This is a genomic window from Stenotrophomonas sp. Ste86, assembly GCF_024519465.1.
GTDB lineage: Bacteria > Pseudomonadota > Gammaproteobacteria > Xanthomonadales > Xanthomonadaceae > Stenotrophomonas.
Genome location: NZ_JALJRW010000008.1, coordinates 71,093 through 90,373, shown reverse-complemented (window position 1 = coordinate 90,373; position 19,281 = coordinate 71,093). Strand labels below are relative to the sequence as shown.

The 19,281-nt window shown below is 68.8% G+C and carries 17 protein-coding genes; 8 read left to right on the top strand and 9 right to left on the bottom strand.

What is annotated here, in order from left to right:
• The first annotated feature begins 52 nt into the window (after window positions 1-52).
• Entirely contained in the window at window positions 53-373 is a 321-nt protein-coding gene (locus NR101_RS09730; protein WP_256777303.1) for an I78 family peptidase inhibitor, read from the top strand.
• Window positions 374-418: 45 nt separating this feature from the next.
• On the opposite strand, the gene NR101_RS09725 is transcribed toward NR101_RS09730, so the two are convergent.
• The 3 genes from NR101_RS09725 to NR101_RS09715 form a co-directional block, all read right to left on the bottom strand.
• Window positions 419-1,309, bottom strand: a complete 891-nt coding sequence (locus NR101_RS09725) for a hypothetical protein (protein ID WP_256777302.1) — start codon at window positions 1,307-1,309, stop codon at window positions 419-421.
• A gap of 142 nt (window positions 1,310-1,451) precedes the next feature.
• Window positions 1,452-3,263 carry a M56 family metallopeptidase gene (locus NR101_RS09720; protein ID WP_256777301.1) on the bottom strand — a complete coding sequence of 604 codons (1,812 nt, stop codon included), beginning with the start codon at window positions 3,261-3,263 and terminating at the stop codon, window positions 1,452-1,454.
• A gap of 3 nt (window positions 3,264-3,266) precedes the next feature.
• A complete protein-coding gene (locus NR101_RS09715) occupies window positions 3,267-3,653 on the bottom strand; it encodes a BlaI/MecI/CopY family transcriptional regulator (protein WP_256777300.1) in 387 nt (128 codons plus the stop codon).
• A gap of 201 nt (window positions 3,654-3,854) precedes the next feature.
• Here NR101_RS09715 and NR101_RS09710 point away from each other — a divergent pair, with 201 nt between their 5' ends.
• On the top strand, window positions 3,855-4,997 hold the full coding sequence (locus NR101_RS09710; protein ID WP_256777299.1) for a serine hydrolase domain-containing protein: 1,143 nt from the start codon (window positions 3,855-3,857) through the stop codon (window positions 4,995-4,997).
• On the opposite strand, the gene NR101_RS09705 is transcribed toward NR101_RS09710, so the two are convergent.
• On the bottom strand, window positions 4,954-6,063 hold the full coding sequence (locus tag NR101_RS09705; RefSeq protein WP_256777298.1) for an SDR family oxidoreductase: 1,110 nt from the start codon (window positions 6,061-6,063) through the stop codon (window positions 4,954-4,956). The two genes, NR101_RS09710 and NR101_RS09705, sit on opposite strands and share 44 nt — an antisense overlap.
• Before the next feature lie 158 nt (window positions 6,064-6,221).
• On the opposite strand from NR101_RS09705, the gene NR101_RS09700 reads away from it, so the two are divergent.
• Window positions 6,222-6,563, top strand: coding sequence for a hypothetical protein (locus NR101_RS09700; RefSeq protein ID WP_256777297.1), 342 nt, complete (start codon window positions 6,222-6,224; stop codon window positions 6,561-6,563).
• A 9-nt stretch (window positions 6,564-6,572) separates the two neighbouring features.
• On the opposite strand, the gene NR101_RS09695 is transcribed toward NR101_RS09700, so the two are convergent.
• Complete coding sequence (locus tag NR101_RS09695; RefSeq protein ID WP_256777296.1) at window positions 6,573-7,637, bottom strand: DNA topoisomerase IB; 1,065 nt, start codon at window positions 7,635-7,637, stop codon at window positions 6,573-6,575.
• A gap of 135 nt (window positions 7,638-7,772) precedes the next feature.
• Between NR101_RS09695 and NR101_RS09690 the strand changes: the two genes are divergently transcribed.
• From NR101_RS09690 to NR101_RS09680, 3 genes are all read left to right on the top strand, one after another.
• Complete coding sequence (locus NR101_RS09690; RefSeq protein ID WP_256777295.1) at window positions 7,773-8,174, top strand: I78 family peptidase inhibitor; 402 nt, start codon at window positions 7,773-7,775, stop codon at window positions 8,172-8,174.
• A 177-nt stretch (window positions 8,175-8,351) separates the two neighbouring features.
• A complete protein-coding gene (gltB, locus tag NR101_RS09685) occupies window positions 8,352-12,806 on the top strand; it encodes a glutamate synthase large subunit (protein ID WP_256777294.1) in 4,455 nt (1,484 codons plus the stop codon).
• Between the two features lie 88 nt (window positions 12,807-12,894).
• Entirely contained in the window at window positions 12,895-14,340 is a 1,446-nt protein-coding gene (locus NR101_RS09680; protein ID WP_256777293.1) for an FAD-dependent oxidoreductase, read from the top strand.
• A gap of 249 nt (window positions 14,341-14,589) precedes the next feature.
• Here the strand turns inward: NR101_RS09680 and NR101_RS09675 are convergent, their stop codons facing one another.
• Complete coding sequence (locus tag NR101_RS09675; protein ID WP_256777292.1) at window positions 14,590-14,880, bottom strand: hypothetical protein; 291 nt, start codon at window positions 14,878-14,880, stop codon at window positions 14,590-14,592.
• 161 nt (window positions 14,881-15,041) lie between these two features.
• Here NR101_RS09675 and NR101_RS09670 point away from each other — a divergent pair, with 161 nt between their 5' ends.
• Complete coding sequence (locus NR101_RS09670) at window positions 15,042-15,914, top strand: methylglyoxal synthase (protein ID WP_256777291.1); 873 nt, start codon at window positions 15,042-15,044, stop codon at window positions 15,912-15,914.
• A 239-nt stretch (window positions 15,915-16,153) separates the two neighbouring features.
• Here the strand turns inward: NR101_RS09670 and NR101_RS09665 are convergent, their stop codons facing one another.
• The 3 genes from NR101_RS09665 to ttcA form a co-directional block, all read right to left on the bottom strand.
• On the bottom strand, window positions 16,154-16,942 hold the full coding sequence (locus NR101_RS09665) for a SprT family zinc-dependent metalloprotease (RefSeq protein ID WP_256777289.1): 789 nt from the start codon (window positions 16,940-16,942) through the stop codon (window positions 16,154-16,156).
• 102 nt (window positions 16,943-17,044) lie between these two features.
• Window positions 17,045-17,950, bottom strand: a complete 906-nt coding sequence (locus NR101_RS09660; protein WP_256777288.1) for a recombination-associated protein RdgC — start codon at window positions 17,948-17,950, stop codon at window positions 17,045-17,047.
• A gap of 45 nt (window positions 17,951-17,995) precedes the next feature.
• Window positions 17,996-18,907, bottom strand: coding sequence for a tRNA 2-thiocytidine(32) synthetase TtcA (gene ttcA / locus NR101_RS09655; protein ID WP_256777287.1), 912 nt, complete (start codon window positions 18,905-18,907; stop codon window positions 17,996-17,998).
• 97 nt (window positions 18,908-19,004) lie between these two features.
• Here ttcA and NR101_RS09650 point away from each other — a divergent pair, with 97 nt between their 5' ends.
• A complete protein-coding gene (locus tag NR101_RS09650) occupies window positions 19,005-19,208 on the top strand; it encodes a YdcH family protein (RefSeq protein ID WP_256777315.1) in 204 nt (67 codons plus the stop codon).
• Window positions 19,209-19,281 lie beyond the last annotated feature (73 nt).

The window sequence follows — 19,281 nt, the reverse complement described above, 5'->3', positions numbered from 1 at the left end:
AAGCACAGACCCACCACACTGCCCGCTACTTACCGCCCGTGAGGAACGCCGCATGCGTATGACACTCCTGCTTGCCCTCGGCTGTGCCCTGCCCCTGGCCGCCTGCAGCCAACCCCCGAAGAGCAGCGCGCCGACCTCCGAGCCGATGGCCGCCGGCGCCGACAGCGCCAGCCGTTGTGATGCCGAAAAGCTGACCGGCCTGGTCGGGCAGACCGCCAGCGAGGCGGTGATCAGCAAGGCGGTGAAGGACAGCGGCGCCCGCCATGCACGCGTGCTCAAGCCGGGCATGGCGATGACCATGGACTTCCGCGAAGACCGCCTCAGCATCGAAGTGGACGAACAGAACAAGATCGTGCGCGCCAACTGCGGGTAAGCGCACGCTGCCCGATGGCCTCGCTGGCACCGAGGCCAGGTGCGCCTATCCCTGCACTTGCGCTGGATCGACGTGCTCTTCGGCATGGGTCGCCGCGCCAGCGGCAGGTGCCGCGGCGTCGCCCGGTGCGTCGAGCGCATCGGCGTCACTCAGCCCAGCCGCTTGCCCCGGCTCGACCTCCATCGCGACCGCTGCCATCGCGGGCGCATCGACAGCCGCGACCTGCACGGTGGATTCACCGATCAGCGCGGTGATGGTCTCGCGATCCGCCAGCCCGAGCATGTGGGCGATCAACACCGCACATTCCGGGCCGATCTGCCGCGAGGCTTCCGCTACCGCGGCATGGTCATTGGCCTGCCACTCCGACAGCGGCCGCTTCTGCTCGAACTGGCCCTGGCAGCTGCCACGTGCGCTGGCACGTCGCGCGCCAGGCGCCTTCAAGGTGGCCGTGACGGTGTAGGACAGGATGTAGTCGTCCTTGAACATGCCTTCGTAATCCAGCGACCATTGATCCTGGCGCAGCGCGATCTCGTAACCGGCTTTGGTGTCCTGCGCCACCGGAACGCCGGCCGATCCTGCCCACGCCTGCAACGCCGCCTGCACCAGCACCGCCGGCCCCTGCTGTGCCACCCGCTGGTGGCCGAATTCATTGATGCCGCGTTGGGTCAGGTCGCTGGAAATCTGCGCGACCTGCATCGCGTCCTGCAGGTTGCCGACCGGGCTTCCCATCGCGTTGCCCACCACCATGCCCAGGCCGAAGGCGGCCATGCGCTGGCCCTTGGTCCTGACCGCCACGGTGCCGGCGCCCTTCAAGGGCTGGAACACGATACCGGCGGCTTTTACGCCTTCGACGGTGTCGACCTGCACGGCGCCTGCGGACGGGGAGACCAGCATGGCGCACAGCGCCACCGGCAGTAGCGCGATCGGAAACTTCATGAACATCCTTGTCGAACCGGGAAAGAGTGCAGATGCCCGGGAGCGACGCGTACCGCGCGCCCGCCGCCTGCGTAGGCGTATCGGCAGGGGGCGGGCGAACTTGAGTGGCCGGCGACAACGGCGCCCGCGCGGGGCGCTTGCCTCAATTGCCCAGACGTTGCGCCTTGCCGCTCGACAGCGCCTGGTCGATGACGATGCGCACTTCGCGCACCGCACGTGCCGACGCCACCGCCTGCTGCTGGGCCAACGTCGCCTGTTGCCTGCCCAATTCGGCCTGCTGCCGCGCAGCGCTTGCCATCTGACTGGCATCCACCGCACGGCGCGCGTCGATGCGTGCCTGACGTGCGGCACGGCTGGCGGCGGAGGCCGCCTCGACGTTGGCCTCGCGTGCCGCCTGGTTGGCCACTTCAGCCACATCCACCGAGGCCGTCGCATCGGCGGCGACCTGCAACGACACCGTTGCCATGTGTTCGCCGATGTCTGCCTGGCGATCGCCCAATGCGGCCTGCGCATTGCCGAGCGCGGCCACCTCGGCCTGGGTACGGATCAGCTGCTTGAGCACGGCCGGATCGCGGATCAGGTAGCGCGCCTGGCCACGACGCACCCACAGGGCGGGTTCGCCGTTACCCGCATCGTGCCGCGCCTGCTTGAGGTCGGCGAGCGAGGCGTTGACCAGGTTGTCGCCGTTGCTCATCAGCACGAAGGCCTGCCCCGGTTGCTGGGAGAGGTTGAGCTGGCCGTGGGTGACGAACGAGGTGTCCGTGCTCACCGCCTGCGGCGGCTGCGGTGCGCGCGGTGGCGCAGGCGCGGTCGGCGCTGCCGGGGCCTGCGGCGCGGGCATCGGCCTGGGGGCCGACGCAGGGGTCGGCGCCTCCATCGGCTCCGGCGCGGGCAACGGCTCCGCTGGCGTCGGCAGGTTAGGCACAACGGGAGCGGGCGGTGGCGGCGGGGCTACCGCCGCGACCAGGCGCAGCGGTGCCACGCCGACCAGCACGAACACCGCCGTGATCGCCAGTGCAGCCACGCGCGGAAAACGGCGGGTCTGCTGCAGGCTGAGCAGGCGCCGCTTGAGGCTGCGGAAGTTCGGCGAGGCACTGGCCACGCCCACCGCCGGACGCGGCGCCACCCCCAACTGCACCAGCAGCCGGCCGTAGTCGTGGCGGCAGTGTCCGTGCCCGGCCACCACCGCACCATCGCAGGCTTCCTCGCGGGCCAACGCGTATTCGCGGGCGGCCAGGTGCACCAGCGGATGGAAGAAGAACACGTGCTGCGCCAGCGCCGGCAGCAGGCCCCACCACAGGTCGCGACGCTGCAGGTGGATCAGCTCGTGGGTCAGCGCCATGTCCAGGTCATCGGCACCCATCGTCGGCAGTTCGCGGGCGGGCAGCAGCAGCACCGGGCGCCACGGCCCGATCAGTTGCGGCGACCGGATCTGCGCGGAAATCTTCAGCGTCGGCGCGCGGCGCAGGCCATGCGCTTCGGCCGCCAGGTGCAGCGCTTGCTGCAAGGTGGCATCGGTGCATTCGGCGGCGTCGCGCACCAGCACGCGGCTGTGGCGGTACCCGCGCAGGCTGTGCAGCAGCAGCACCAGCACACCGGCCGCCCACACCGCCAGCAGCAGCGCCGGCCACGACCACAGCGCTGAAGCCGGTGCGGCCATCGCAACCGTCTCCAGTGCGGCAGGCGCCGCGCCGAGCGCGGCGTCCATGGCCGGCAGCGCCACCATGTGCGTGGTCTGCGTTGCCGGCGCCGGCAACACCGCCAGTTCCAGCGGACTGCTCCAGACCAGGCCCAGCACCGCCTGCGCGGCCACCAGCCACCACAGGCGCACGCGTGTTGCGGCCGGCAGGCCGGGCAGCAGCCGGCACACGCCCCACACCAGCCCCACCAGCGCCGCGCTCTGCACGCTGGTCCAGCCCAGCCGTGCCAGCAATTCCATCATCATGATGTCCATGGCTCAGCCCTCCCGCTTGCGTGATTGCAACTGCGCCACCAAGGCTTCCAGCTCGGCCAGCTCCTGGTCGCTGACGTCGGCCTTGTGCGACATGAAGGCCACGAACGGCGACACCGATCCCTGCAGGGTCTTCTCCACGAAGCTGGCCACCGCGCCCTGCACCACGCGGTCCTGGCCACTGGTGGCGGCGTAGCGGTACACGCCCTGCACCTGCTTGCGCTGCAGGTAGGCCTTGCCGCGCAGGCGCTCCATCATGGTCAGCACGGTCGAACGGGCCAGGCCACGCGCTTCGCCAAACCCGGCCGCCACCTCACCCACGGTGGCGCCGCCCTGTTCTGCTACGTACTGCAACAGGGCCAGCTCCTGGTCCCCGATGGTCTTGCCGCGCATGGCGCTCTCCGATGACTACACGTGTCGCTACCGTGCCAGTGACTACAACTGTCGTCAAGTGCCGGAGGGCGTGCGCCGACGAACGGCAGCCGACGCGTCCATTAAACCTTTTGGCCCGCCGCCGCATCCAAGCCTGCGAGCCCGGACCGTCCCTGCTCCACCGGCGCCCGGCGTTCGGTGCACCCGCCCAAGGAAAGCTGCATGCGTTCCCGCACCCTCCGCGCCACCGTCCTGGCCGCACTCGTCATGCCCCTGGCGTGCTTCGCCGCTCCGTCCACCGCCTGGGACCAGGCCAACGCGCAGACCCGCCAGTTCGTGCAGGAAACAATGCAGGCCAAGCGCATTCCCGGGCTGCAGATCGCCGTCGTCAAGGACAACCACCTGGTGCTGTCGGAGGCCTACGGCATGGCCAACGTCGAGAATGCCGTCGCCACCACGCGCGATACGCGCTTCCCGCTGAACTCGGCCACCAAGTCCTTCACCGGGGTGGCGATGGCCCAGCTCGCCCAAGCCGGTCGCGTGGACCTGCAAGCCCCCGTGTCGCGCTACCTCGATGATCTGCCGCCGGCGTGGGGCAAGGTGCGGGTACGCCAGCTGCTCGCCCATACCTCCGGCCTGCCGGACATTCTCGATGCGCAGGGACTGCTCGGCGGCGGTACCGAACAGGAGGCCTGGAAGCAGGTCACCGCCCTGCCGGTGGAGGCCGCGCCCGGCGAGCGCCACCGGTACAACCAGACCAACTACGTGCTGCTGGCGCGGATCATCGCCAAACAGTCCGGCATGCCGTACGAGCAGTACATGGCAAAACACCAGTTCAACGTGGTGGGCATGCCGCGCACCACCTTCGGCGACAGCTACGATCTGGTCGCCACTGCCGCCACCATCTACAGTTGGTTCCCGCGCAGGACCGACGCACCGGATGCGCCGGCGCGGCTGTCGCACTGGTTCTACGACCTGTCGCCCGGCCTGTGGGCCGGCGCCGGCATGCTCACCACCGCCGACGAAGTGGGTCGTTGGATGATCGCGCTGTCCAAGGGCCAGCTGCTCGATAAGGACGGCGTGCGCCGCATGTGGGCGCCGGAGGTCCTGAGCAACGGGACCCCCGGCGCCTGGTCGGCTGGCTGGCCGGTCATGGGCACGGCACCGGATCTGCAGGTCGGCGGCATGGGCGGCGCACGCGCGGCCTTCATCGTGTATCCCGAACGCCGGCTGGCGGTGATCGTGCTGACCAACCTGGTCGGGGCCAACCCGCAGGACTTCATCGCCCCGATCGCCGCCTTCTACACCGACCCGGCCATGCTCAACCGCGCGGACCGCCCATCACCGGCAGGATCACCCCGCTGATGTAGCTGGCGGTGATCGGCGAGGCCAGGAATACGTACGCCGGGGACAACTCCTCCGGCTGTGCCGGGCGGCCCATGTCGCTGTCCTTGCCGAACTCGGCGACGTCGGCAGGCTTCTTGTCGGCCGGGTTGAGCGGCGTCCACACCGGTCCCGGCGCCACCGCGTTGACCCGGATGCCACGCGGCAGCAGCTGGCTGGCCAGCGCCTTGGTGAAGGCATGGATGGCGCCCTTGGTGGCCGAATAGTCGATCAGCGCCTTGCTGCCGAACAGCCCGGTTTCCGAACCGGTATTGATGATGCAGTCGCCTTCCTGCAGGTGCGGCAGCACCGCACGCGCCATCTGGATGTAACCGCCGATGTTGGTCTGCAGGGTCTCCTGCAGGTGTGCATCTTCCAGGTCTTCCAGGCGTTCGCAGTGCAGCTGGAATGCCGCGTTGTTGACCAGGATGTCGATCCCGCCGAATGCCTTGGCGACCTGCTTGACCGCCTTGTTGCAGAATTTCGGATCGCGCACGTCGCCAGCGATCACCACGCAGCGCGCGCCCTCGGCTTCCACGTGCTGGCGGGTGACCTTGGCATCGGCCGCTTCGTCCAGGTGCAGCACGGCCACGTCGGCGCCTTCGCGGGCGAACAGCACCGCTACGGCGCGGCCGATGCCCGAGTCGGCGCCGGTGATGATCGCGCGCTTGCCCTTCAGCTTGCCGCTGCCCCGGTAGTCGGGGGCCAGGAAGCGCGGCGCCAGCTGCAGTTCGTGCTCGTTGCCGGGCTTGGACACCTGCTGCGCCGGCATCGTTTCCGGTTGTTTGCGGGGACCGGCCTGGGTGGCCTTCTTCGTGGCCTTTTTCGCCGCTACCTTCTTCGCGGCCTGCTTGGCCACGCGCATGTCCTTGGCCTTCTCTTGGTCCTGCAGGCGACGCTGGCGCGCGGCCACGCGGGCGGCGCGCGGATCCTTGGCGGCGGCCTTGCGGGTAGCCGTCTTCACCACCGGCGTGCGATCGGCCGACGGCTTGGTGGCCTTCTCGGCGGCGACGGGAGAGGTGCGGGTGCGGGTCTTGCGGGTGGCCATGCGAGGCTCCTTTGCGAAAGCGTTCAAGTGCACAGGCAGTGTGGACACCCACGCGACCACGCAAAGTGAGCGCGATGTAGGCGTGCCGTGCAGGCTTCATCCGCTGCATACGCGCGCAGCGGCACGCTGCAGTCCGGAAAACCTGCCGGAGTCACCCCATGTACCGCACCCTTGTCGCCGCCGCCGCCCTCGCCACCCTCTCTGCCTGCAGCAGCACCCCGGTGGCGCAGATCCAGCCCATTGACGGGGTGATCTCCGGCCAGTGCCATGTAGACAAGGTGCGCGGCGCGGTCGGGCTGGCCGCCTCGGCCGCCACCGTCGAGCGCGCCCGCGTGGACAGCGACAGCCTGCAGGTCAACGTGGTACGCGGCCAGCGCGCCGAGAGCGGGCCGACCGCCAGCGGCGCGGCCAACGCCACGCCGGGTGCCGAAAGCGGCGGTGAACGCCTGACCATCGAAACCGGTGGCACCAACAACATCACCGCGCTCTACTGCGGCTGATCGACCCGCTCAGGCCGCCCGCGCGCGCTTGACCGTGCGTCGTGCGGCCTTGAGCACCTTCAACGTGGCCTGCTCCCATTGCCGCTCGCCGCGCAGCCCTGCCAGCGCCTTCAGCGATCCGGCGCGCCAGCCATCGAACACGCACGGATCGATGTAGGACTTTCTGCACACCGACGGCGTGTTGCCCAGCAGGCTCGCCACCTCGCACACCACCTGCTTCTGCAACGCCGCCAGCGCACGTTCGCTGGAGGGTTCGGGCAGCTCGGTGACGGCCAACTGGCGGATGGCTTCCAGCGTGCCGCCCCAGGTGCGGAAGTCCTTGGCACTGAAATCCTCGCCCATCGCGTCGTGCAGGTAGTCGTTGACCATGCTCGAATCCACCGGCTGCACCGCACCCTCATCATCGCGGTACTGGAACAGCGCCTGCCCGGGCAGCTGCTGGCAACCGCGGATCAGCGTCACCAGGCGGCGATCATCCACGTCCACCTCATGCGCCTGTCCGGACTTGCCGCGGAAGCGCATCTGCGCACGCCCGCCCTTGACCAGTGCCAGGTGTCGATTGCGCAGCGTGGTCAATCCGTAGGACCGGTTGTCGCGGGCATATACCTCATTGCCCACGCGCACCAGCGTCTGCGCCAGCAGCGCAATCACGATGGCCAGCACCTTGTCGCGCGGGAAGCCGGTCAGCTTGAGGTCGCGCCGCAAGCGGCGGCGCAGCCCGGGCAGTGCCGTGCCGAAGGCGATGATGCGGTCGAACTTGCCATCGCCGCGTACCCGCGCCCAGTCCGCGTGGTAGCGGTATTGCTTGCGCCCGCGTGCGTCGCGGCCGGTGGCCTGCAGGTGGCCGTTGGGCAGCGCGCAGATCCATACATCGGTGTAGGCCGGCGGGATCGCCAGCGCGCGGATCCGCGCCAGCGTGGCCGCATCGCGCACCGCCGCGCCATCGGCATCGCGGTAGCTGAAGCCCTTGCCCGCGCGACGCCGCTGCAGGCCGGGCATTTCGTCGCTGACATAGCGCAGGCCGGCCTCGCGGGCGGCGGCGGCTTCGGGGGTGACACTGCGGCTGGGGCTCATCGGCGTGCGCGACAGAAAGGGTCTGCAGTGTTACCCGGTGGCGGTGTGAGGTCGCGTCAATAACGCAACACGAACACCTCACGCCGCGCTTGGCGATATCCTCGGGGTTTCCCTGGTTCCATGTCCGGAGTCTCGATGCCGTCCTTGTCGTTCCGCCGCCTGCGGCGTTCCCTTGGCCTTCTGGCCGTAGTCCCCACCCTGCTGGCACTGGCCGCCTGCCAGGCACCGCCCATGGACGAGCAGGAAGCGGTGGCCACCCATGCGCAGAAAGCGGCCGAAGCCGCCGCTGCCCCGACCGATGAAGCGGGCAAGGCGCTGGAAGCGCCGCCGGTCGGCAATTGCGATGCCACCCAGGTGCAGAGCCTGGTCGGCCAGGCCTATTCCGACGATGTCGGCAGCCAGGCCCAGCAGGATGCCAGCGCCAAGCAGCTGCGCGTACTCAAGCCCAACGACGTCACCACGATGGAGTTCGTCGGCGAACGCCTGAACATCGAAGTGGACGAGAAGGGTGTGATCAGCGGGCTGCGCTGCGGCTGAACAGGGAGCGCCTGGAAGCCACTTCCAGGCGGCTTTTGCAGGGGTTTGGTTGCGCCTGCAACCGTGTATTGCGGCGTTGCAACAACTGTGATCTAGTCGAGTCATCCGGTGCCTCCAGATGCGCTCAACGGATTGAGCGGGGACGAGTGTCGCCGCTCACCCGACTTTGAGGCAGAGATGGCCCCCCGCAACCGCCAAGGGCTTTACGACCCGCAAGATGAGCGCGACGCCTGTGGTTTCGGCATGGTCGCCCAGCTCGATGACCAGCCGTCCCGACTGCTGGTGGATACCGCCATTGCCGCGCTGTCGCGCATGACCCACCGCGGTGGCGTCGCCGCCGACGGCGTCACCGGTGACGGCTGCGGCCTGTTGCTGCGCCGCCCCGACGTCTTCCTCAAGGCCCTGGCTGCCGAAGCCGGCCTCACCCTCGGCGCACGCTTCGCCGCCGGCGTGGTGTTCCTGCCGCATGACGAAGCCGCCGCGCAGGCCTGCCGCGACATCCTGGAACAGCAGCTGCGCGATGCCGGCTGTCGCCCGGTCGGTTGGCGCCCCGTGCCGACCGACCCGAGCGTGTGTGGCCAGCTGGCGCGCGACACCCTGCCGCGCATCGAGCAGGTGTTCGTCGATGCCGGTGCCGAGCAGGACGAGGCCGCGTTCACCCTGGCGCTGTTCCTGGCCCGGCGTCGCAGCGAACAGCAACTGCGCGACCATGCCGATTACTACGTCACCACGCTCAGCCCGAATGCGATCAGCTACAAGGGCATGGTGCTGCCGGACAAGCTGAGCCGCTTCTACGTGGACCTGCAGCGCAACGACCTGGCCTCCAGCGCCATCGTGTTCCACCAGCGCTTCTCCACCAACACCCTGCCGCGCTGGCCGCTGGCGCACCCGTTCCGGATGCTCGCCCACAACGGCGAGATCAACACCATCGAGGGCAACCGCCGCTGGGCGCAGGCGCGCAGCAAGGTGTGGAAGACCCCGCGCTTCGACATCGGCGAGTTCAACCCGGTCATCTCCATGCACGGCTCGGACTCGCAGAGCCTGGACAACATGCTTGAGCTGATGGTCAGCGCCGGCATGGAGCTGATCCAGGCGCTGCGCATCCTGGTGCCACCGGCCACGCAGTCGCTGGAGTTCAAGGACCCCGACCTGGCCGCGTTCTACGAGTTCTACGGCCTCAACAGCGAGCCGTGGGACGGCCCGGCCGGCATCGTCGCCTGCGACGGGCGCTATGCCGCCTGCACGCTGGACCGCAACGGCCTGCGCCCGGCGCGTTGGATGCTCACCTCCGACCGCCACTTCCTGGTTGCCTCCGAAGCCGGCGTGTGGGAAGTCCCGGCCGAGCGCGTGGTACGCAAGGGCAAGCTCGGCCCGGGCGAGATGATGGCCATCGACCTCAAGCGTGGCGACCTGCTCGACTCGGACGCCATCGACCGCATCAACCGTGGCCGCGCCCCGTACAAGCAATGGCTGCAGCAGGGCGTGACCTACCTGCAGACCGAGCTGATCGATCCGTCGCTGGTCGAAGAACCCTTTGACGAGCGCACCCTGCGCAGCTACCACAAGCTGTTCCAGCTCAGCAGCGAGGAAGTGGAACAGATCCTGCGCCCGCTGGCCGAGACCGAGCAGGAGGCCACCGGCTCGATGGGCGATGACACGCCGATGGCGGTGCTGAGCCAGCACAGCCGCCCGCTCTACGACTACTTCCGCCAGGCATTCGCGCAGGTCACCAACCCGCCGATCGATCCGCTGCGCGAAGACTGCGTCATGTCGCTGTCCACCCAGCTCGGCAAGGAGACCAACATCTTCCACGCCGGTGCGGAGACGGTGAACCACGTCATCCTCAATTCGCCGGTGCTCAGCCAGCGCAAGCTGCGCCAGCTGATCAAGATGGAGCAGTACGTCGAGAAGAATCGCCTCATCGACCTCTCCTACAGCCTGGACGAAGGCCTGAAGGCCGGCATCGAGCGCATCTGCGCCGAGGCCGAGGCCGCCGCGCGCGAGGGCATCGTGATGCTGCTGCTGAGCGACCGTTATCCGGTCGCCGATCGGCCGATGGTGCATGCACTGCTGGCCACCAGCGCGGTGCACCACCATCTGTCCAACGCCGGGCTGCGCTGCGACATCAACCTGATCCTGGAAACCGGCACCGCGCGCGACGCGCACCACATGGCCTGCCTGCTCGGCTTCGGTGCCACCGCGGTGTACCCGTACCTGGCCTACCAGACCTTGTTCGACCTGGGCCGGCGCGGCATCCTGCAGCTGAGCAAGGGCGGCGAGCAGTCGCAGATCGGCCGCCGCTACCGCAAGGGCATCTACAAGGGCCTGTCCAAGATCATCTCCAAGATGGGCATCTGCACCGTGGCCAGTTACCGCGGCGCGCAGCTGTTCGAGATCGTCGGCCTCGATGACGAGGTGGTCGACCTGTGCTTCCCGGACACCGCCTCGCGCGTGGCCGGCGTCGGCTTTGCGCGCCTGGACGACGAAGCCCGCGAACTCACCGTGCGTGCCTGGAACGACCTGCTGCGCCCGGACGTGGGCGGCGTGCTCAAGTACGTGCACGGCGGCGAGTACCACATGTACAACCCGGACGTGGTCATGACCCTGCAGCGCGCCGCGCGCAGTGGCGACGCAGCGGACTGGCAGCGGTACTGCGAGGCCGTGCACGGCCGCCCGGTGTCGGCACTGCGCGACCTGCTGCAGCTCCAGGCCGCGCCCATCCCGACCCCGCTGGAAGAAGTGGCCCCGGCCGAAGACCTGTTCCGCCGCTTCGACACCGCCGCCATCAGCCTGGGTGCGTTGTCGCCCGAGGCGCACGAAGCGCTGGCGATCGCGATGAACCGCCTTGGCGGGCGCAGCAACTCCGGCGAAGGCGGCGAAGACCCGGTGCGCTACGGCACCGAGAAGCGCAGCAAGATCAAGCAGGTGGCGTCCGGTCGTTTCGGCGTCACCGCCGAGTACCTGGTCAACGCCGAAGTGCTGCAGATCAAGGTCGCCCAGGGCGCCAAGCCCGGCGAAGGCGGCCAGCTGCCCGGCCACAAGGTCAACGAACTGATCGCGCGGCTGCGTTACGCCAAGCCGGGCATTGGCCTGATCTCACCGCCGCCGCACCACGACATCTACTCCATCGAAGACCTGGCCCAGCTGATCTACGACCTCAAGCAGGTCAATCCGACCGCGCTGGTGTCGGTGAAGCTGGTCAGCCATGCCGGTGTGGGCACCATCGCCGCGGGCGTGGTCAAGGCCGGTGCCGATCTGATCACCGTGTCCGGCCATGACGGCGGCACCGGGGCCAGCCCGGTCAGCTCGATCCGCTATGCCGGCGTACCGTGGGAACTGGGCGTGGCCGAGTCGCACCAGGCGCTGGTGGCCAACGATCTGCGCGGGCGCACGCTGCTGCAGACCGACGGCGGCCTGAAGACCGGGCTGGATGTGATCAAGGCCGCGCTGCTCGGCGCGGACAGCTTCGGCTTCGGCACCGCGCCGATGATCGTGCTGGGCTGCAAGTACCTGCGCATCTGCCACCTCAACAATTGCGCCACCGGCGTGGCCACCCAGGACGAGCGCCTGCGCGCGCAGTACTTCACCGGCCTGCCCGAGCGCGTGGAGAACTTCTTCCGCCTGCTGGCCGAGGAAGTGCGCGGCTGGTTGTCCTACCTGGGCGTGCGCTCGCTGGACGAGATCATCGGCCGCACCGACCTGCTGCAGCAGCTGGACGTGTCGCCGCGCCCGGGGGTCAAGGTGGATCTGTCGCGCCTGCTGCACCCGGCCGACTACGCGGGCAGCCACTGCGCCGCGCAGCGCCTGTATGAATCGCCGGACAGCCTGGCCACGCAGATGGACGGCCTGCTGGCCCCGGCCATCGCCGGCAAGCTCGGCGGCGAGCACCGCTTCCTGATCCACAACACCGACCGCTCGATCGGCACCCGCCTCTCCGGCGAAATCGCACGCACGCACGGCAACCAGGGCATGAGCGATGCGCCGCTGACCCTGCGCTTCCGCGGCACCGCCGGGCAGAGCTTCGGCGCGTTCAACGTCGGCGGCCTGCAGCTGGAGGTTGAAGGCGAGGCCAACGATTACGTCGGCAAGGGCATGGCCGGCGGCCGCCTGGTGGTACGCCCGCCGCGCGGCGCGCGCTTCGAGGCACGCAACACCGCGATCATCGGCAACACCTGCCTGTACGGCGCCACCGGTGGCGAGCTGTTCGCCGCGGGCCGGGCCGGCGAGCGCTTCGGCGTGCGCAACTCCGGCGCGCTGGCGGTGATCGAAGGCGCCGGCGACCACTGCTGCGAGTACATGACCGATGGCATCGTGCTGGTGCTGGGCAAGGTCGGGGTGAACTTCGGCGCCGGCTTCACCGGCGGGCTGGCCTACGTGCTGGATATCGACCGCGACTTCGTGGACCGCTACAACCACGAGCTGATCGACATCCATCGCATCTCGGCCGAAGGCTTCGAGAACCATCGCCAGCACCTGCACACGCTGATCAGCCGCCACCGCGAACTGACCGGCAGCATCTGGGCGCAGCAGATCCTCGACGAATTCCGCGACTACGTCGGCAAGTTCTGGCTGGTCAAACCCAAGGCGGCCAGCATCGAATCGTTGACCGACTCACTGCGCCGCGCTGCCTGACCGTCCACGTAGTGCCGGCCGCTGGCCGGCAAGCCAAAAATCGTAGCGCCGGGCTCTGCCCGGCGACCGAACAACGCAGGGCCCACCCATGAGCCGCAAGCAAGCCTTCCAGTTCCTCGACCTGCCCCGGACCATGCCGCAGCGCATCCCGGTCGAACTGCGCACCTCCGGCGACTGGGGCGAGCTGTACGGCAAGTTCGGCAAGGAAGACGCGCAGTACCAGGCCGGGCGCTGCCTGGACTGCGGCAACCCCTACTGCAGCTGGAAGTGCCCGGTGCACAACGCCATCCCGCAGTGGCTGCAGCTGGTGCAGGAAAACCGCATCCACGAGGCGGCCACGCTGTGCCACTCGACCAACCCCCTGCCCGAAGTCTGCGGCCGGGTATGCCCGCAGGACCGCCTGTGCGAAGGCAGCTGCACGCTGGAAGAATTCGGCGCGGTCACCATCGGTGCGGTCGAGAAGTACATCGTGGACACCGCGCTGGCCACCGGCTGGCGCCCGGACATGACCGCCGTGGAGCCCACCGGCAAGCGCGTGGCGGTGATCGGCGCCGGCCCGGCCGGGCTGGCCTGTGCCGACCGCCTGGCGCATGCCGGGATCCAGGCGGTGGTGTATGACCGCTACGAACAGATCGGCGGGCTGCTGCAGTTCGGCATCCCCAGCTTCAAGCTGGACAAATCGGTGATCAGCCGCCGCCGCAACGTGCTCGAGGGCATGGGCGTGCAGTTCCGTCTCGGCGTGGAGATCGGCCGCGATGTCAGCGTGGACGAACTGCTGGCCGAGTACGACGCGGTGTTCGTGGGCACCGGTGCCTACCGCTATACCGACGGCGGTCTGCTCGGCCAGGATCTCAAGGGCGTGCTACCGGCGCTGCCGTTCCTGGTGCAGAACAGTCGCATCGTCAGCGGCAGCGACGCGCATGGTCGCCCTATCGCCGGCTGGGAAGACCAGATCGCCCTGCCCGACCTGGACGGCAAGCGCGTGGTGGTGCTCGGCGGTGGCGACACCGGCATGGACTGCGTACGCAGCGCCGTGCGGCTGGGCGCAGCCAAGGTGACCTGCGCCTATCGCCGCGACGAGGCCAACATGCCCGGCTCGGCGCGCGAGGTAGCCAATGCCCGCGAAGAAGGCGTGCGCTTCCTGTTCAATCGCCAGCCGCTGTCGATCGAAGCCGGCGCCGATGACGAAGTGATCGGGGTGATGGTGGTGGAAACCCAGCTCGGCGCGCCCGACGCGCAGGGGCGTCGCAACGCGGTGCCGATCGAAGGCAGCGAATCGCTGCTGGAAGCGGACGTGGTGATCATCGCGTTCGGCTTCTCGCCCAGTACCCCCGCCTGGCTGACCGCGCAGGGCGTGGAAGGCGGACACAACGGCCGCATCATCGCCGGTGGCAAGGACCGGCTGCCGTTCCAGACCGCGCATCCGCGCCTGTTCGCCGGTGGCGATGCCGTGCGCGGTGCCGACCTGGTGGTGACGGCGGTGGCCGAAGGCCGCGATGCGGCCGGCAGCATCGTGCAGTTGTTGTCGGTGTAACGCGGCGGGCGTGCCGGGGCCGCGCTGTGCGCGGTTGCCGGGCGTGGGCTGGCAGTAGCGGCTTCGTTGTGGTTGGTCGTGGTTGCCGGGCATGGCCCGGCACTACCCGCTTCGTTGTGGTTGATCGCGTTGCCGGGCATGGCCCGGCACTACCCGCTTCGTTGGGGTTGATCGCGTTGCCGGGCATGGCCCGGCACTACCGGCTTCCTTGGGGTTGGTCGTGGTTGCCGGGCCATGCCCGGCTGCTTTTCAGGCCGCGTTCGACAGCGGCGCGGCCGCGCGTACCCCGGCGCGCTCGATTTCCAATGCCAGCAGCAGCTGGATTTCATCGAGCTGGTCGCGGATGCGCTCGTTGCTGGCACCATCGGCATGTTCCTTGCCGATATGCGCGTCCAGCATGCGCGCCAGGCCGGCCAGCAGCACGTCCGCATCGCCGGCGGCGGCATGCCGCAACAAACGGCCGAGCGCGCGGATGCGGGCGCTGCGGTCATCTGCCGAGGACAGGGCTGACAGGGAGTGAGCGAAATTGGAGGGGGTCATGGCAGGACGTCCTGATTGACTGACAGTACCCACTGTCGGTTATGGCCCACCCCCGAACCATGCAACTAATACGAAAACGTGTGAAGGCCGGTGACGGTGGTCGCGCTTTCACACGGCAGGAAGCGACATAGAATGCGGTCTTCCCGTCCCGGACACTTCCCATGCGCATCGGCCTGGCCGCCAACCGCCTGCACCACCATGACAAGCACGCCGCGCTGTTCCGCTGGCTGCGCGCCTGCGACGGCGGGCTGCGCGAGCTCGGGGTGGAACTGCACGCGGTCGGGCGCACCTTCGATGCGATCCAGCGGCTGGGCTTCCTGCCCGACTTCGCGCCGCTGCAGCGCTACCCGAACGGGCGCGAGGGCGGGCTGATGAAACTGGTCGCCGAAGTGGTCGGGATGGGCGCGCCGGAACGCACCCTGGACGGGGCGATCTACCTGATGGACCCGGTCGACCCGTCCTCGGTGTTCCCCGAGGCCACCGCGCTCAAGCGCCAGTGCGTGATCCACGGCAAGCCGTTCATCTCCACCGTGGCCACCGCGCGCGACTGGGTGGAAGTGGAACGTGTGCACGCCGGGCTGGTCGCCGATCCGGGCGCGGACGACCTGCACGCGTTCGAGCGCCAGACCCTGGCGCTGATCGCCCACGATGCGATGAAGCCGGCGATGCTGGCCTTCGCCGATGCGCATTTCGATCTGTTGTCCCGGTTCCACCACCGGGTCGGCACGGGCACCACCGGCCAGCGCCTCAACGAACTGGCCTGGAGCCGCGGCTGGCCGCAGGACCAGGCGTGGGTGGCGCGCTACCAGAGCGGCCCGATGGGCGGCGATGCGCAGATCGCCGACCGCGTGCTGGAAGGCCACTGCCAGCGCGCGATCTTCTTCGAGGACCCGCACGTGGCACGCCAGCATGAAGCGGACATCCAGCTGCTCGAACGGGCGGTCACCACCGTCACCGACCAGGCCGTGTGCATCACCGCCCCGCGCGTGGCCGAGCGCTGGGCGCAGGCCGCCACCGCGCGGATGGATCGCTGACGGGTCCAACGCGGACGGTCGCCACGCATGCCGTGGCCCTCCCCAGCGGAAACATCACCGAAGCACCGGGCAAGACCCGTAGCGCCACGCCATGCGTGGATACCGCGCGCCAGCGCGGCACATGCCGCCGCAACCGGATCGTCGACCCGTTGGCCTATCGACCGACGTTGACCCTGACCGACGCGCTGCATCAGGCGTCCAGGACGCCCGGATGACAGGCAGCCACGCATGGCGTGGCGCTACCCCGCCGGGGTGAGCATCTGCCGCAGCATCGCTTTCAGGCGCCGGCCTTCGAGCTGGAAGTAATCCCGCTCGGCATGCCAGTTCGGAAACCGCTGCTCGACTTCGGCCCAGAACGCCGGTGAGTGATTGGCCTGGATCAGATGGCAGAGCTCGTGCACCAGCACGTACTCGAACGCCGACGGCCGCCCCAGCACCAGCGCCAGGTCCAGCGCCATGCTGCCGTCCGGGGCCAGCGAGCCCCACTGCGATGACATCACCTTCAGCCGCAGCCGGGCCGGTGCGCGCGGCAGGCCGGGCAGGTAGCGCGGCAGCCACTGGCCGACATCGGCGCGGGTCTGGGCTTCGTAGAATTCGCGCAGCGCGCGGCGCAAGGTGGCATCGGTGCCGCGCGCGGGCCAGTGCAGGCACGCGCCGGCATCGTCCAGCGCCATGTGCGCGTAGCGACCCCTCTCCCAGCGCAACGGCAACAGTTCACCGCGCAGCGGCAGCAACCCCGGTTCGCCGATCACCAGCGGCGGCGGCAGGTTCTGCGCCTGGTAACTGCGCAGCTGGGTCGACAGCCAATCGCGGTGCTGTTCCAGGAAACGCTCGCCCATCACCAGGCTGGCGCGCGGCGGCAGGGTCAGGCGGACGCCGCGCTCGTCGACGCTGAGCTTGATCCGGCGCGCCCGCGGATCACGCACGCGCAGCACATCGATCTCGGCATCCTCCAGGCGCAGTCGTACCGTATCGCGCTGCACGGTGGGGGCAGCCGGCGAAATGAGGCGGCGGAGGAATCCAGACATGGGTACAGCATAGCGCCGGCGGTGACCGGCGCATGACTGCGCGCTGTTCAGCCGATCCCGGGCGGTGCGCGCTCCCGCGCGCCGCCCGGAACGGTAGGGGCGTCAGTCGGCCTTGCTGAGCTTGAAGGCCGCTTCCAGCAGCAGGAACAGTCGGCGCACTTCACCGCTCTGCAGGGCGAAGCGGGCGTCCAGTTCGGCGCGGCGGCCGTCATCGTCGGCGTGTTCGAGCTGGTCGAGCGCGCCATCCAGGAACTTCAGCTTGCGCACGATCAGGTCATCACCGAGCACGAAGGACAGGTTGTCCTCGAACACCAGTGCCAGCTTGGTCACCTGCTTGCCGGCGTCCAGGTGTTTGTCGATCTCGTCGCAGCGCAGTTCCTGGTGCTGGCACTTGACCACCGCCCCGCCCTCGGCCGGGTCCTTCATCTCGCACTCTTCGCCTAGGCTCAGCCCGGTCGGGAGTTCCTCACCGGCGATCCAGCCGGTGAGGATCGAGCGCGGCGCCACTTCGGCGTTGAGCGGCATCGCCGGGAAGCTGCCGAGCAGGCCGCGGATGTCGGACATGACGTTCTCGCCGGTCTTGCGGCTGGAACTGTCCACCGCCACGTAGCCGTGGGTGAGGTCGATCAACGCATCGGTACGCGAGCTCTTCACGAACGCGCGCGGCATCAGTTCGTGCAGCAGGTCGTCCTTGAGCCGCTTGCGCTCGCGGCCGCCGGGCTTGCGTCCTTCCTTCTCTTCGATTTCCTCCAGCTTGCGCGCCAGCAGATCGTTGACCACCGCGCCCGGCAGGATCTTGTCCTCACCGCCAACGGTCAGCCACAGCGCATCGCCGATGCGGTGCGAGAACACGGTCTTTTCCTCGCGGCCGAACGGCGAGATGAAGCCACGGGAATTCATTTCGAGCGGGCCGACCGGCTTGAGCAGCACCTGCGGCAGCAGCGTATCTACCTCGGAGAAATCGGTGGCGGTCGGGAAGCGGAACAGCGTCAGGTTGCGAAAGAACATGGAAGTCCGGATAGGTCGTGAAAGGAAGGCGGGGCGAGGCTCGGCTCAGGACAGCCCGGATGCGCCGCCGGCGTCGGGGGTGGCGTCGGTCCAGGCCGACGGCGTGGGCGGCGCGGCGGCAATGCCGTCGCGTCCCAGCGCCATGAAATCGAACAGGCTCGGATCGGCCAGCTGCGAAGGCTGGATGTTGCCCAGCGCGCGCGCGATCTGATCGATGCGGCCGGGGTGCTGCTGTTCCCACTGCTGCAGCATCTGCCCGACCTGACGGCGTTGCAGGTTGTCCTGGCTGCCGCACAGGTTGCACGGGATGATCGGAAACGCGCGTGCCTGCGCATAGGCGCGGATATCGTCTTCGGCCACGTAGGCTAGCGGACGGATCACCACGTGCTGGCCGTCATCGCTGCGCAGCTTGGGCGGCATCGCCGACAGCTTGGCATGGTGGAACAGGTTGAGGAAGAACGTGGCCACGCTGTCATCGCGGTGGTGGCCCAACGCGATCTTGCTGAAGCCATTCTCCGCCGCATGGCGGTACAGCGCGCCGCGGCGCAGGCGCGAGCATAGCGAACACATCGTGCGGCCTTCGGGAATCACCCGGCTCACCACCGAATAGGTGTCCTGCTCGATGACCTGGTAGGCCACCCCGATCGATTCGAGGTACGCCGGCAGTACGTGCGCGGGGAAGTCCGGCTGCTTCTGGTCCAGGTTGACCGCGACCAGCTCGAAGCGCACCGGCGCCTTTTTCTGCAGCTGCAGCAGCACGTCCAGCAGGGTGTAGCTGTCCTTGCCGCCGGACAGGCACACCATCACCTTGTCGCCGTCGGCGATCATGCCGAAATCGGCGATGGCCTGGCCGACCTGGCGGCGCAGGCGCCGCGCCAGCTTGTCCTGCACGGCGTCGGGCGCGCGCGGATCGCGGGCGCGCGGGACGGGATCGGGCAGGGCGAAGACGGCGCTCATGGGGGGTCATTCTACCGGCTCGCGCCGACCGTCACGGCCACCGGGAAGTGACTGCGTTCACCCCCACGGCTCACCGTGGATGTGTATGCTCGAGACTGTGGATACCATGACACTCGCCGACATCAGCGCCCGCCTTGCCCACCTCCGGCAGGAGCACCGCGCGCTCGATGACCAGATCCAGCGCATGGCCGCCAACGGCGAGGACGAGCTGGAATTCAAGCGTCTGAAACGACGCAAGCTGCAGTTGAAGGACTGCATCGCCAAGCTGGAAGACATGCTGATCCCCGACGAACCGGCGTAGAGCCGACCGTTGGTCGGCTGCCGTTCTACCCGCTCCCCGCCGATGTTCCGGAGGGTAGAGCCGACCGTTGGTC